Origin of the sequence: Duganella lactea (genome assembly GCF_009857505.1) — a bacterium.
Classification (GTDB): domain Bacteria; phylum Pseudomonadota; class Gammaproteobacteria; order Burkholderiales; family Burkholderiaceae_D; genus Rugamonas; species Rugamonas lactea.
Genome location: NZ_WWCP01000003.1, coordinates 72,745 through 85,384 on the forward strand (window position 1 = coordinate 72,745; position 12,640 = coordinate 85,384).

General features: G+C 63.8%; 19 protein-coding genes. All 19 read left to right on the forward strand.

The window, feature by feature from the left end; all coding sequences use genetic code 11:
• Positions 1-57: 57 nt before the first annotated feature.
• Entirely contained in the window at positions 58-1,173 is a 1,116-nt protein-coding gene (locus tag GTP44_RS04870; protein ID WP_229256789.1) for a glycosyltransferase family 9 protein, read from the forward strand.
• Between the two features lie 64 nt (positions 1,174-1,237).
• Entirely contained in the window at positions 1,238-1,963 is a 726-nt protein-coding gene (locus GTP44_RS04875) for a YebC/PmpR family DNA-binding transcriptional regulator (protein ID WP_160989434.1), read from the forward strand.
• A gap of 6 nt (positions 1,964-1,969) precedes the next feature.
• Positions 1,970-3,238: a phosphoribosylamine--glycine ligase gene (gene purD, locus GTP44_RS04880; RefSeq protein ID WP_160989435.1), complete on the forward strand. Its 1,269-nt coding sequence runs from the start codon at positions 1,970-1,972 to the stop codon at positions 3,236-3,238.
• A gap of 1 nt (position 3,239) precedes the next feature.
• Complete coding sequence (gene hemF, locus GTP44_RS04885) at positions 3,240-4,154, forward strand: oxygen-dependent coproporphyrinogen oxidase (protein ID WP_161018561.1); 915 nt, start codon at positions 3,240-3,242, stop codon at positions 4,152-4,154.
• Between the two features lie 13 nt (positions 4,155-4,167).
• Positions 4,168-4,827: a nicotinate-nucleotide adenylyltransferase gene (locus GTP44_RS04890; protein ID WP_161018562.1), complete on the forward strand. Its 660-nt coding sequence runs from the start codon at positions 4,168-4,170 to the stop codon at positions 4,825-4,827.
• Complete coding sequence (gene rsfS / locus GTP44_RS04895) at positions 4,827-5,516, forward strand: ribosome silencing factor (protein WP_161018563.1); 690 nt, start codon at positions 4,827-4,829, stop codon at positions 5,514-5,516. Before GTP44_RS04890 ends, rsfS begins: the two co-directional genes overlap by 1 nt.
• A 6-nt stretch (positions 5,517-5,522) precedes the next feature.
• Positions 5,523-5,993, forward strand: coding sequence for a 23S rRNA (pseudouridine(1915)-N(3))-methyltransferase RlmH (gene rlmH / locus GTP44_RS04900; RefSeq protein WP_160989439.1), 471 nt, complete (start codon positions 5,523-5,525; stop codon positions 5,991-5,993).
• A gap of 5 nt (positions 5,994-5,998) precedes the next feature.
• Positions 5,999-6,619, forward strand: a complete 621-nt coding sequence (locus GTP44_RS04905; protein ID WP_161018564.1) for a Maf family protein — start codon at positions 5,999-6,001, stop codon at positions 6,617-6,619.
• Positions 6,620-6,663: 44 nt separating this feature from the next.
• Positions 6,664-8,130 carry a ribonuclease G gene (gene rng / locus GTP44_RS04910; protein WP_160989441.1) on the forward strand — a complete coding sequence of 489 codons (1,467 nt, stop codon included), beginning with the start codon at positions 6,664-6,666 and terminating at the stop codon, positions 8,128-8,130.
• A gap of 151 nt (positions 8,131-8,281) precedes the next feature.
• Positions 8,282-8,731, forward strand: a complete 450-nt coding sequence (locus GTP44_RS04915; protein ID WP_161018565.1) for a helix-turn-helix domain-containing protein — start codon at positions 8,282-8,284, stop codon at positions 8,729-8,731.
• A gap of 146 nt (positions 8,732-8,877) precedes the next feature.
• Positions 8,878-9,168, forward strand: coding sequence for a RebB family R body protein (locus GTP44_RS04920; RefSeq protein WP_160989460.1), 291 nt, complete (start codon positions 8,878-8,880; stop codon positions 9,166-9,168).
• Between the two features lie 46 nt (positions 9,169-9,214).
• Positions 9,215-9,484, forward strand: a complete 270-nt coding sequence (locus GTP44_RS04925) for a RebB family R body protein (RefSeq protein ID WP_160989461.1) — start codon at positions 9,215-9,217, stop codon at positions 9,482-9,484.
• Between the two features lie 43 nt (positions 9,485-9,527).
• Positions 9,528-9,797 (forward strand): RebB family R body protein, encoded by a 270-nt coding sequence (locus GTP44_RS04930; protein WP_160989462.1) that lies wholly within the window; start codon positions 9,528-9,530, stop codon positions 9,795-9,797.
• Between the two features lie 52 nt (positions 9,798-9,849).
• Positions 9,850-10,122: a RebB family R body protein gene (locus tag GTP44_RS04935; protein WP_160989463.1), complete on the forward strand. Its 273-nt coding sequence runs from the start codon at positions 9,850-9,852 to the stop codon at positions 10,120-10,122.
• Between the two features lie 33 nt (positions 10,123-10,155).
• Positions 10,156-10,350: a RebB family R body protein gene (locus GTP44_RS04940; protein WP_371867145.1), complete on the forward strand. Its 195-nt coding sequence runs from the start codon at positions 10,156-10,158 to the stop codon at positions 10,348-10,350.
• Entirely contained in the window at positions 10,347-10,847 is a 501-nt protein-coding gene (locus tag GTP44_RS04945; protein ID WP_161018566.1) for a RebB family R body protein, read from the forward strand. Before GTP44_RS04940 ends, GTP44_RS04945 begins: the two co-directional genes overlap by 4 nt.
• Positions 10,848-10,856: 9 nt before the next feature.
• Positions 10,857-11,198: a hypothetical protein gene (locus GTP44_RS04950; RefSeq protein ID WP_160989465.1), complete on the forward strand. Its 342-nt coding sequence runs from the start codon at positions 10,857-10,859 to the stop codon at positions 11,196-11,198.
• Between the two features lie 28 nt (positions 11,199-11,226).
• Positions 11,227-12,300 (forward strand): hypothetical protein, encoded by a 1,074-nt coding sequence (locus GTP44_RS04955; RefSeq protein ID WP_161018567.1) that lies wholly within the window; start codon positions 11,227-11,229, stop codon positions 12,298-12,300.
• Entirely contained in the window at positions 12,297-12,617 is a 321-nt protein-coding gene (locus GTP44_RS04960; RefSeq protein WP_161018568.1) for a hypothetical protein, read from the forward strand. Before GTP44_RS04955 ends, GTP44_RS04960 begins: the two co-directional genes overlap by 4 nt.
• Positions 12,618-12,640: the final 23 nt, after the last annotated feature.

Below are 12,640 nucleotides of genomic sequence, written 5' to 3' on the forward strand. Positions count from 1 at the left end.
CTAGCGGAAACATCTGTTAGGGCGTTAACATGGTTTAACTAGCGCAAGATCTGACTGATGACACAACTGATTTCTCCCTCCCTGCTCGCCCGGGCCACCAAGGTGCTGGTGATCACCCACATGGCCATCGGCGATTTCACCTACATGCAGATGTGCTTCCGCGCCCTCAAGCGCGCGCACCCGCACCTGGCCATCCACCTGTGGGTCGACGAACGCCGGCGCACCGACGACCCGGCGCAGTGGCCGCACCTGAAGAACTACTCGCTGTACGACTGGCTGCGCGCCAGTCCCTGCATCGACCAGCTGTATGACCAGAACTACAGCCCGGACCTGCACGCGCAATCGATCGCCGAGGCACAGCGCGAGGACTATCCGCTGGTGGTGTCGCTGACCCACATGGCCTGCCACCGCTACGCGCGGCTGGCGCGCGAGATCAGCCCGCGCGGCTTCATCGTCGGCCTGACGAAGCAGAAGTACCGCTTCTTCGAACTGTCGAAGCGGCTCAGCATCCGCAAGTTCGACGCCACCATCCCGCTGTACGAATCGCAGCAGCGCGACGTGCCGCATGTCAGCGACATCTACGCGCAATGGTTCGCCAGCGCCTTCGGCGTCGCCATCGCACCGGCCGAGCGCTATCCCACGATCGACATTCCCGAGCGCTGGATGGACTACGCGCGCGGCCAGTTCGCCGCCTGGGGCCTGGCCTCCGGCGCGCCGGTGGTGTTCATCAACGCCTATTCCAAGGGCGAGGAGCGCTGCTGGCCGCTGGAACGGGTGTTCGCGCTGATCCGCGCGCTGCGCGACCATCCGCAGTGGCGCGACGCCGGCTTTGTGGTCAACGTGGTGCCGGAGGCGTTGCAGCACGCGCGGGCGCTGTACGCCAGCGAGGCGCCGCCCGCCACCCACCTGTTCTCGGCCGAGGACAACTTCTTCCAGCTGCCGGCCATCCTCAGCCTGTGCAGCCTGATCGTGACGGTGGAAACGGCGGTGATGCACCTGGCAAACGCGGTGCGGGTGCCGGTGATCGCCCTGATGCGCCAGAATAATCCGGAATGGGTGCCGATCGACCGCCAGAACAGCACCATCATCACGGTTGGCCGATTCGGCGACTGGGTGACGCAAATCGGTCTGCCGGAGGTGATGGAAAAGATTCTGAGCCGGCCGCTATGCTAGAATACCGCCCTCACCGCATTCTCCAACGATTACCAATCGATACACCGCCGAAGGAAGACCGAACATGGCTGGACACAGCAAATGGGCCAACATCAAGCATAAAAAGGCAGCAACTGACGCGAAACGCGGCAAAATCTGGACTCGCCTGATCAAGGAAATCACCGTTGCTGCGCGCATGGGCGGCGGCGACGTCACGTCGAACCCGCGTCTGCGCCTCGCCATCGACAAGGCGGCCGACGCCAATATGCCGAAGGATAACGTGCAACGCGCGATCACCCGCGGCACCGGCGGCGAGGACGGCGCCAGCTACGAGGAAGTCCGCTACGAGGGCTACGGCGTCGGCGGCGCGGCCATCATCGTCGACTGCATGACCGACAACCGCGTGCGCACCGTGGCCGAAGTCCGCAACGCCTTCAACAAAAACGGCGGCAACATGGGCAATGAGGGCTCGGTGGCCTTCATGTTCAAGCACTGCGGCCAGTTCCTGTTCGCCCCCGGCACCAATGAGGACGCGCTGATGGAAGCGGCGCTGGAAGCCGGCGCCGAGGACGTGCTCACCGACGACGAAGGCGGCATTGAAGTGCTGTGCGGCCCGCACGATTTCGCCACCGTCAAGGACGCGCTGGAAGCCAAGGGCTTCAAGGCCGAAGTGGCCGAGATCATCATGAAGCCGGACGTCGAAATCGCCGTCACCGGCGACAACGCGGTCAAGATGCAGAAATTGCTGGATGCGCTGGAAGCGCTGGACGATGTGCAGGAAGTGTATTCCAACACCCTGATCGAAGACTGAGGACTTATGAAAATTTTGGTAGTCGGCTCCGGCGGCCGTGAACATGCGCTGGCCTGGAAACTGGCGCAGTCCGAGCGCATCCAGATGGTGTATGTGGCTCCGGGTAACGGCGGCACCGCGCGCGATTCGCGCCTGGTCAACGTCAATATCACCGACCTGCACGAACTGGCCAACTTCGTCGAAACCGAAGGCATCAGCCTGACCGTGGTCGGTCCGGAGACGCCACTGGCCGGCGGCATCGTCAACCTGTTCCGCGCGCGCGGCCTGAAAGTGTTCGGCCCGACCAAGGAGGCGGCGCAGCTGGAGTCGTCGAAAGACTTCGCCAAGGCCTTCATGCAGCGCCACGGCATCCCGACCGCCAACTATCAGACCTTCTCGGACGTGGCGCCGGCACACGCCTACATCGACGCCAACGGCGCGCCGATCGTCATCAAGGCCGACGGCCTGGCCGCCGGCAAGGGCGTGGTGGTGGCGCTGACGCTGGAAGAGGCGCACCGCGCGGTGGACGACATGCTGGCCGATAACCGCTTCGGCGACGCCGGCGCGCGCATCGTCATCGAGGAATTCCTGGCCGGCGAGGAAGCCAGCTTCATCGTCATGTGCGACGGCAAAAATGTGCTGCCGCTGGCCACCAGCCAGGACCACAAGCGCCTGAAAGACAACGACGAAGGCCCGAACACCGGCGGCATGGGCGCCTACTCGCCGGCGCCGATCGTCACGCCGGCGATGCACGCGCGCGTGATGCGCGAGATCATCAACCCGACCATCGCCGGCATGGCCAAGGACGGCATCGTCTTCACCGGCTTCCTGTACGCCGGCCTGATGATCGACGCCGCCGGCAATCCGCGCACGCTGGAATTCAACTGCCGCATGGGCGATCCGGAAACCCAGCCGATCATGGCGCGCCTGAAGACCGACCTGCTGGGCGTGATGGAACACGCCGTCAACGGCGCGCTCGATCAGGTGGAACTGGAATGGGACCGCCGCACCGCCGTGGGCGTAGTGCTGGCCGCCGAAGGCTATCCGGACACGCCGAAAAAAGGCGCGGTGATCGATGGCATCCCGGCCGAAACGCCGGAATCGGTGACCTTCCACGCCGGCACCGCCGAGGTGGACGGCCAGTTGCAGGTGACCGGCGGCCGCGTGCTGTGCGTGGTCGGCCTGGGCGACAGCATCAAGCTGGCGCAGAAACAAGCTTACGAAGTGGTCGATCAGATCCACTTCGAAGGCGCGCAGTGCCGCCGCGACATCGGCTGGCGCGGTCTGAAGCACTAAGATGACGGACCAACCGAATCCCACCGCGGTCAAAGCCTGGCTGCTCGACCTGCAAGCGCGCATCGTGCAAGGGCTGGAAGCCATCGACGGCAAGGCCTTCCTGCGCGACGAGTGGCAGCGCGCCGAGGGCGGCGGCGGGATTTCGCGTCTGGTGGAAGAAGGCAATGTGATCGAGCGCGGTGGCGTCAACTTCTCGCACGTGCTGGGCGCCAAGCTGCCGCCGTCGGCGTCGGCGCACCGCCCGGACATCGGCGGCAATCCGTGGGAAGCGATGGGCGTATCGCTGGTGATCCATCCGCGCAATCCGTATGCGCCGACGGTGCACATGAATGTGCGCTTCTTCAGCACCACCAACAGCGCCGGCGAGCCGGTATGGTGGTTCGGCGGCGGCATGGATTTGACGCCGTACTACGGCGACAAGCAGGACGTGAAGCACTTTCACCAGACCTGCCATGACGCCCTCGCCCCGTTCGGCGACGACCTGCACGCGCGCTTTAAACAATGGTGTGACGAGTACTTCTACCTGAAACACCGCCAGGAAGCGCGCGGCGTGGGCGGCATCTTCTTCGATGACTACAACGCGGCGGGCTTCGAGCAAAGCTTCGCCATGGTGCGCAGCGTGGGCGACGCCTTCATCACCGCCTACCTGCCGATTCTGGAAGCGCGCAAGGACACGCCCTACGGCGAGCGCGAACGCGACTTCCAGGCCTACCGGCGCGGCCGCTATGTCGAATTCAATCTGGTGTTCGACCGCGGCACGCTGTTTGGCCTGCAGTCGGGCGGCCGCACCGAGGCGATCCTGATGTCGATGCCGCCGATCGTCAAATGGCGCTATCGCTGGGAACCCGAGGATGGTTCGCCGGAGGCGGCGCTGTACACCGACTTCCTGCCGCATCGCGACTGGCTCGCCGCATAACGGTGGCGTGCTGATGGTCTACCGAACCGCACTGCTGGGAGGCAGCTACGATCCGGTGCATCGAGGTCATGTCGCGCTGGGCGAGTATTTCGCCGCGCTGCTGCAAGTCGACCAGTTGCGCGTGATCCCCACCGGCATGCCGTGGCAGAAAGGCGCACTGAAGGCGTCGGCGCAACAGCGCGCCGACATGCTGGCGCTGGCGTTCGCCGGCCGCCCGTTCAGCGTGGCGGTCGACCTGCAAGAAATCGCCCGTGGCGCCCAAGGGCTGCCCACGTACACCATCGATACGCTGCGCAATGTGCGCGGCGAATTGGGGCCCATAGCCTCGGTCAGTTTCCTGATGGGGGCCGACCAGCTGCAGCGGCTCGACACCTGGCATCAATGGCAGGCGCTATTCGACTACGCACATATTTGCGTGGCGGCCCGCCCCGGCTATGACCTTGCCACCGCCGGCTTGCCGCCGGCGGTGGCGCAGGCGTTTTCCAGCCGACTGGGAACGCCCGAACAAATCCGTAACACGCCGCATGGTCTGACTTATCTGGCACAAGACTTCGCGGTGGATATTTCCGCCACCCAGATACGTGCGGCATTACAACGGGGGGAGAAGGCAGACTCGCTTATCCCGCCGCTAGTGCTAGACTATATTGAACAACATCATCTATACAAAAGCTAATGGACATCAAAAAACTGCAAACCCTGGTCGTTGACGCCCTCGAAGACGTCAAGGCCCAAGACATCGTCCTGTTCGACACGACCCACCTCACCAGCCTGTTCGACCGCATCGCGATCGCCTCCGGCACCTCCAACCGTCAGACCAAGGCGCTGGCCGCCTCGGTGCGCGACAAGGTCAAGGCCGCCGGCGGCGACGTCTACGGCATGGAAGGCGAGGACACCGGTGAATGGGTGCTGGTCGACCTGGGCGACATGATCGTCCACATCATGCAGGCACCGATCCGCGCCTACTACCGCCTGGAAGAGATCTGGGGCGACAAGCCGGTGAAACTGGGCGCCGCCAAGCGCAAGGGCACCAAGGAAGCGGAAGAAGCGGAACCGAAGAAGATCAGCAGCCACCTGGCCGCCGGTAAAAAAGCCCCGGCCGCCACGCCGGTGGTGGAGAAGAAGACCACTGCGCGCAAGCCAGCCGCCGCCAAGACCACCGCCACCGCCGCGACCAAAAAAGCCGCCGCCAAGCCAGCCGCCGTCCCCGCCGGCAAGAAGATCAAGGTCGGCGCGCCGAAGACCACCGTGGCCGCCATCAAGGCGCTGAAAGCCACGCCGAAGCCACGCACGGCCAAGCCGAAAGCGGACGACGCGGCGCCAGCCAAGACCGTCATCAAGCGCATCAAAAAAACCGAAGAGTAATCCGGCATGCAGCTGATTATCGCTGCGGTCGGCCACAAGATGCCGGCCTGGATCGAAAGCGGCTACGCCGAGTATGTGAAGCGCATGCCGCCGGAACTGAAGATCGTGCTGAAGGAAATCAAGCCGGTCGAGCGTTCCGGCAGCAAGACCGCCGCCACCGCGATGGCGCTGGAGCGCGAGCGCATCGAGGCGGCGCTGCCGAAATCGGTGCGCATCATCGCGCTCGATGAACGCGGCAAGGATCTGACCTCGGTCGGCCTGTCGCAGCAGCTCGAAACCTGGCAGCAGGACGGCCGCGACACCGCGTTTCTGATCGGCGGCGCCGACGGCCTCGATCCGGCCTTGAAGGCGCGCGCCGAGGGTCTGATCCGCATTTCCAGCATGACGCTGCCGCATGGCATGGTGCGGGTGATGCTGGCCGAGCAGCTGTACCGCGCCTGGACCATCACGCAGAACCACCCCTATCACCGCGTTTAAGCTGAATGAAGCCTGTCGACAAGAAGATTTACCTCGCCTCCAAAAGTCCGCGCCGCCGTGAGCTGCTGCGCCAGGTCGGCATCGATTTCGAACTGCTGCTGCTGCGCAGCGACGGCCCGCGCGGCGCGGACGTCACCGAAGAGGTGCTGCCGGGCGAGGCGCCGCTCGATTATGTGGCGCGGGTGGCAAAGGAAAAAGCGGCCTTCGCGGCCGACCTGGTGATCAAGCGCCGCATGACGCCGCGCCCGGTGCTGTCGGCCGACACCACCGTCACCATCGACGGCGCCATCCTCGGCAAGCCGGCCAACGCCGCCGAGGCCAGCGCCATGCTGCAACAGCTGTCGGGCCGCAACCACCAGGTGATGACCGCCATCGCGGTGCAGTCGGCCGACTTCGCGGCGCAGATCACGCAAGTGTCCGAAGTGCGCTTCGGCGTGCTGTCGCCGGCCGCCATCGCCGCCTACTGCGCCACGCCCGAGCCCTACGACAAAGCCGGCGCCTACGGCATCCAGGGCCCGGCCGCCGCCTTCATCGAGCACATCGCCGGCAGCCATTCCGGCATCATGGGCCTGCCCATCTACGAGACCGTGCAACTGCTGCGTCAGGCGGGCCTGCCGCTGCCATAACCACCCTGGTGGCGTCGCCGACGCCCGCCGTGTATCATCGGGGCATGAACGAAGATATCCTGATCAACATCACCCCGCAGGAAACCCGCGTCGCCCTCATCATGCAAGGCGCCGTGCAGGAACTCCACATCGAACGCACCCTCACCCGCGGGCTGGCCGGCAATGTCTATTCCGGCAAGGTGGTGCGCGTGCTGCCGGGCATGCAGTCGGCCTTCATCGACATCGGCCTGGAACGCGCGGCCTTCCTGCACGTGGCCGACATCTGGGAGGCGCGCAGCCACGACGGCGGCGCCAACGCCGCCCCGACGCCGATCGAAAAACTGCTGTTCGACGGTCAGGTGCTGACGGTACAGGTGATCAAGGACCCGATCGGTACCAAGGGCGCGCGCCTGTCGACGCAGATCTCGATCGCCGGCCGCATGCTGGTGTATCTGCCGCAGGACGGGCATATCGGCGTATCGCAGAAAATCGAGAAGGAGTCCGAGCGCGAGGCGCTGCGCACACGTCTGCAAAGCTTGCTGCCGAAGGACGAAAAAGGCGGCTACATCATCCGCACCCAGGCCGAGGACGCGTCGGACGCCGACATCGCCGCCGACGTCGACTACCTGCGCAAGACCTGGGCGGCGATCACCCACGGCGCCCGCACCAGGCCGGCCACCACGCTGCTGCACCAGGACTTGAGCCTGGCCCAGCGCGTGCTGCGCGACTTCGTGCACGACGAGACGGCCACCATCCAGGTCGATTCGCGCGAGAATTATCTGAACCTGCAGGCCTTCGGCCAGGCCTACACGCCGGGCGTGCTGCCACGGCTGCACCACTACACCGGCGAGCGGCCGCTGTTCGACCTGTATGGCGTGGAGGAAGAGATCCTGCGCGCGCTGGGCCGGCGCGTCGACCTCAAGTCCGGCGGCTACCTGATCGTCGACCAGACCGAGGCGATGACCACCATCGACGTCAACACCGGCGGCTTCGTCGGCGGGCGCAATTTCGCCGACACCATTTTCAAGACCAACCTGGAGGCGGCGCACGCGATCGCGCGCCAGCTACGGCTGCGCAATCTGGGCGGCATCATCATCCTCGACTTCATCGACATGGAGAACACCGAGCATCGCAACGCGGTGCTGGGCGAGTTGAAGAAGGCGCTGTCACGCGACCGCACCAAGGTCTCGGTCAGCAATTTCTCGGCGCTGGGGCTGGTGGAGATGACGCGCAAGCGCACCCGCGAATCGCTGGCGCACATCCTGTGCGAGCCATGCCCGGCCTGCAGCGGCAAGGGCCAGGTAAAAACCTCGCGCACCATCTGCTACGAAATCCTGCGTGAACTATTGCGCGAGGCCAAACAATTTAACCCGCGAGAATTCCGCATTCTGGCATCCCAGGAAGTGGTCGACATGTTCCTGGAAGAAGAGTCGCAACACCTGGCCATGCTGGGCGATTTCATCGGCAAGAAAATCTCGCTGCAAGTTGAAAATGCCTACCATCAGGAACAGTACGACGTCATCCTGATGTAAGCCGGCATCGTCCATGCAAGCCACGGCCTAAGCCATATCGCCTTTTGTAAACAAGGACTTAAGCGAAGGAAGGTTTCGGGAAGAAAGAGTTTCCTGCTGAAGCATAGAGTGATTTCCCTCAATCGCTATCTCTTCCAGCAAGGAAAATCTGATGAACGCACTCCAGGAATCGGTCGCCATCGCGGCCCGCAATCCGCCGTTTGAAATCCATGCACCGCGCAGTCCGGAGTACTGGGTGCGCTGTTTGCAAGAGCACGAGGTGCAAGCGCTGAACCACCTGCCGGTGGGCTTGCGGCGCGCGCTGCTCTTCATTCGCGAACGCTACAGCGAGGCGATCTCAGCCGAGCAGTTGGCGGAGCAAGCCTGCGTCAGCGTATCGCATCTGCGCTTTTTATTCCGCGATCATCTCGGCATCTCCTTCAAACTTTTTCTACAGCGCGTGCGCATCGCGCACGCCCAACAACTGCTGCTGGAACTGCCGCCGTTGCGCGTCACCACGGTGGCGCTAAGTGTCGGCTTCAACGACTTTAGCCACTTCCAGAAATGCTTTCGCCAGATCGTCGGCCACGCGCCCGGCGAATTGCGCCGCGCACAAAAATAGGCGCATGCGGACCATCGTCTAGCCTATGTTTTCCGTCGTTTAGCCCAATTGCGATCAGGCTTCCATGATTACTATTTGTCGACGGATCAACGCGTAGCACTTTAATGAACCGTGCTGTTCTCACACCAACCCGAGGAGAAACAACCATGGCTTTTCCCACTGCAGTGAATGATCAAATCACCGACTCCGTTACCCAGGCCAATACCAAGGTATTGGGCGATGCGCCAGCCATCGCGATGGGCAATCTGTTCCAGGCCACCGCGCAAGCGCTCGCCAACGCCGCGCACAACGCCACCAATGCGCAGCAGCAAAGCTACGTGACCTCGCAGTCCGCCACCACCATGGGTGTGGCCACGCTGTACTCGCTGGACACCGCCAGCACGGGTGTCGCCACCAAAACGATCCTGTCGCCGACCGGCGTCCGCGGCCTGGGCTAATCCCGGCACCGCGCATATTTTTCAACGTCCCTAACTGGAGGAACTCATGGCATTCCCAACCGCAGTCAATAACCAAATCACGGATTCGGTCACGCAAGCCAACACCAAGGTACTGGGCGACGCCCCGGCCATTGCGATGGGCAATCTGTTCCAGGCCACCGCACAGGCACTGGCCAACGCCGCCCACAACGCCACCAACGCGCAACAGCAAAGCTACGTCACCTCGCAAGCCGCCACCACCATGGGCGTGGCCACGCTGTACTCGGTCGACACGGCATCCACCGGCATGGCCACCAAGACCATTCTGGGCGCCTGACTGATGAGGTAGCAGCAAGCCTTAAATCACAAGGAGTATCGAAATGGCCTTTCCTACTGCGGTCAACGATCAAATCACCGACTCGGTGACCCAAAGCAATCTGCAAGTCCTGGCCACCGCACCCGCCATTGCGATGGGCAACCTGTATCAGGCCACCGCCCAGGCCCTGGCCAACGCAGCACACAACGCCACCAACGCGCAGCAGCAAATGTACATCACTGCGCAGGCGGCGACGGCGACCGGCGTCGCCTTGCTGTATTCGCTGGATACGGCGGCAAGCGCCAAAGCCACCAAGGCTATCCTCGGAGCCTGAGTGCTATCCCAACCGAGGTTTTTTCATCCAACCGCAATAAGGAGGAATTACCATGGCTTTTCCAACCTCAGTCAATAACCAGATCACTGACTCGGTTTCGCAAGTGAACACCAAGGTGCTGGGCGATGCGCCCGCCGTCGCGATGGGCAATCTGTTCCTGGCCACCAGCCAGGCACTGTCCAACGCGGCGCACAACGCCACCAACAACCAGCAGCAATCCTACGTCACCATGCAGACCTCGACCACGCAAGGTGTCGCCACCATGCTGTCGATCGACACCGCCTCGGCCGGCGTTGCCACCGGCCAGGTGCTGGGCTTGGGTTAATCCGGGCGTGGCTGCTGAACCAGGGGCGCAGTGGTGATCACAACACCGCTGAGCCTCGGGCTTGCGCCTTCGGCGGCCATGGACATGACTTACCTGGCCATGGCGGACAGCATCGGCTTGTCGATGCAAAACGCCGTGGCCAATCAGCAGCGCGGGCAAGTGTTGGCCACTACGGCCATGTCGCAGACACTGGTCCTGATAATTAAACTAGGAGCGAATCCAAAATGAACGACCCCGGTACTGTCAACGATCAAATCATCGACAACGCGAACAGCGTCAGCGCCATGGTGGCCGGGCAAACGCCCGCGCACGCGTTTGCGATGCTCGATACGGTCATGCTGGAAACGCTGGGCATGGCGATGTACAACGCGGTCAACCGCCAGCAGAACGCCGGCATGCTGAATTCCGCCGCCGTGACGGCCGCCTGCGCGCGCATGCTGAACGCCCACGCACCGGCGCCGCCTCCGCCAGCGCCGGCGCCGCCGCCCGTGGTGCAGCCGCTGCCTGGCCCATCGCCCTCGCCGTCCGGCGCAGCGGCGGTGATGGACGCCTACACCCAGGGCAATGCCGCCATCGCCACGCTGCAAGGCATGGCCAGCGCTTCCGGCGCGCTGGCGCAGGAAGCCGCCACCGATCTGCACAGCCTGGCCCAGGCGGCAAGCGCACCGACGCCCGCGCCAACACCAGCCCCCGCGCCCACACCGACGCCGACGCCGGCCCCTTAAGGAACCGTCATGGACAACACCAACGCACAGGTCATCGACACCATCAACAACATCCAGCTGGCCACCATGGCGCCGCAAGTGGTCATGACCAGCGGCGCCGGCAAGGCTTACCAGTCGGTGGCGCAATCGACCGCCATCGCGGTACAGGACTCGGCCGACACCATGCGCAATCTGTCCACCATCGCCACCACCGCGATCGGTGTGGCGATGGCGCAGTTGCTGGCCACCAAGGACCCGAAATATGTCGAGGTGATCACCGCCGCGCAAAACGTCATCAGCCAGGCGACCACCGAATTCGGCAACGTCGGCAACACCGCCGCCGCGGTCATCAAGGCCTACCCCGCGGGCTGACGCGCCGCCATGTGAAAGAGCCGACATCATGACTGTTAACGTTGCAAAGAAAATCATCGACAGGCGCAGCAGCTTGTCCGAGATCACCAATCATACGCTGGCGTATATCGACGGCGGCCCGCAATGGCTGGGCTGGGCAATGCGCAATCCCATGGCCAACTACCAGCTGGCCGATGAAGCCGGCCTGCTGGCCGAAGTGCAGCTGGGACTGCACGGTTCGCCAATGACCTTGTTGCCCAAGCTGGGACTGTGGGTCAGCCCGGTCAAACTGATGACGCTGGGCCTGGATAATCTGCGCGTACTGGGCCAGGTGGAAACCGGCGATGCCGGCGAGGTTGTCGCACAGCAGGCGCACAGCATATTAGCGGCCAACCATCTGCTCACCGCGAGCCAGCTCGGCGCGGTAAGCGATTTCCTGCAACAGCTCGGCGTGCAGGACGCGCCGGTGTTCGTGGCCACCGACTTCAACGACCGTATCGCCTTGTATCATCTGGCGGCTGCGCAACTGGGCCAGGAGGCCAACGACGCAGCACAGGTATGCCAGCAAGCCGCCGCGTGGGCAATCGAACAGGCGCGCACTGTGGCGGAGTTCGGCGACTACTACCATTTCTATCTGGCCTACTGCAAGAAAGTGCAGGCGCTCAACGATGACGTTGACACCCGCACCCAGCTGGCCAACCAGGCGCTGCAAACTTTGCTGCCGCTGGCGTTTGGCGCGCTGGAGGCGCCGCAGTTGCCGGATCGCCTGCTGGCGCCGGCAGAAGTCGAAGCGCGCATGCACCAGTTGCTGACGCAAGGCTACAAGATCGGCTTCTCACGGCTCTCGCAAGCAGTGCTGCAAATCGTCACCAACACCATCTTCACGACAGAAGCCGGCGCCGATGCTGCACGTCTGTTCGAGCTTTATATGAACGCCGCCCAAGCCTTCCTGAGCACCAACAAACTCAAGGACTGGCGCCTGGAACAGGATGGCGCCAGCCTGAGCTTCAACTTGCAGAGCGCTGACCAGCAGGCGCAACTGTTCGTGAACGCCAATCGCATTCTGTCGCTGCGCCAGTTCGGCGCGCTGAAAAACCTCAACCCAACGGAGCAGCCATCATGACCAACGCCCGCCCCAGCCCGAAACCAGCCGCCGCCAACGGCGCGCCAACGCCGGCACCTGCGCCGGCACCATCACCGACCGACTACGCCGCCATCGCCATGCAGGCCGCGCAGGCACAGGTCGATGCGGCCATCGCGCAGGTCAACAGCGCCATGCAAGCCGATCTGGCGGCGATGAACGCGGCCATGCAGCAGGCCGCCGACGCGCAAGCCAAGGCGGTGGCCGATGCGCAGAGCCTGGCCAACGCCGCCATGCAAGCGGCCGATGCGGCGCTGGCGGACGTGCCCGGCCCGCAAACACCGGATGCATCGACCTGATCCTGTACCACCGCCACCAAGGA

Bases quoted from the DNA above. Each gene is read 5' to 3' on its own strand.
- GTP44_RS04870 (WP_229256789.1), top strand. From the start codon at position 58: ATGACACAACTGATTTCTCCCTCCCTGCTCGCCCGGGCCACCAAGGTG.
- GTP44_RS04875 (WP_160989434.1), top strand. From the start codon at position 1,238: ATGGCTGGACACAGCAAATGGGCCAACATCAAGCATAAAAAGGCAGCA.
- purD (WP_160989435.1), top strand. From the start codon at position 1,970: ATGAAAATTTTGGTAGTCGGCTCCGGCGGCCGTGAACATGCGCTGGCC.
- hemF (WP_161018561.1), top strand. From the start codon at position 3,240: ATGACGGACCAACCGAATCCCACCGCGGTCAAAGCCTGGCTGCTCGAC.
- GTP44_RS04890 (WP_161018562.1), top strand. From the start codon at position 4,168: ATGGTCTACCGAACCGCACTGCTGGGAGGCAGCTACGATCCGGTGCAT.
- rsfS (WP_161018563.1), top strand. From the start codon at position 4,827: ATGGACATCAAAAAACTGCAAACCCTGGTCGTTGACGCCCTCGAAGAC.
- rlmH (WP_160989439.1), top strand. From the start codon at position 5,523: ATGCAGCTGATTATCGCTGCGGTCGGCCACAAGATGCCGGCCTGGATC.
- GTP44_RS04905 (WP_161018564.1), top strand. From the start codon at position 5,999: ATGAAGCCTGTCGACAAGAAGATTTACCTCGCCTCCAAAAGTCCGCGC.
- rng (WP_160989441.1), top strand. From the start codon at position 6,664: ATGAACGAAGATATCCTGATCAACATCACCCCGCAGGAAACCCGCGTC.
- GTP44_RS04915 (WP_161018565.1), top strand. From the start codon at position 8,282: ATGAACGCACTCCAGGAATCGGTCGCCATCGCGGCCCGCAATCCGCCG.
- GTP44_RS04920 (WP_160989460.1), top strand. From the start codon at position 8,878: ATGGCTTTTCCCACTGCAGTGAATGATCAAATCACCGACTCCGTTACC.
- GTP44_RS04925 (WP_160989461.1), top strand. From the start codon at position 9,215: ATGGCATTCCCAACCGCAGTCAATAACCAAATCACGGATTCGGTCACG.
- GTP44_RS04930 (WP_160989462.1), top strand. From the start codon at position 9,528: ATGGCCTTTCCTACTGCGGTCAACGATCAAATCACCGACTCGGTGACC.
- GTP44_RS04935 (WP_160989463.1), top strand. From the start codon at position 9,850: ATGGCTTTTCCAACCTCAGTCAATAACCAGATCACTGACTCGGTTTCG.
- GTP44_RS04945 (WP_161018566.1), top strand. From the start codon at position 10,347: ATGAACGACCCCGGTACTGTCAACGATCAAATCATCGACAACGCGAAC.
- GTP44_RS04950 (WP_160989465.1), top strand. From the start codon at position 10,857: ATGGACAACACCAACGCACAGGTCATCGACACCATCAACAACATCCAG.
- GTP44_RS04955 (WP_161018567.1), top strand. From the start codon at position 11,227: ATGACTGTTAACGTTGCAAAGAAAATCATCGACAGGCGCAGCAGCTTG.
- GTP44_RS04960 (WP_161018568.1), top strand. From the start codon at position 12,297: ATGACCAACGCCCGCCCCAGCCCGAAACCAGCCGCCGCCAACGGCGCG.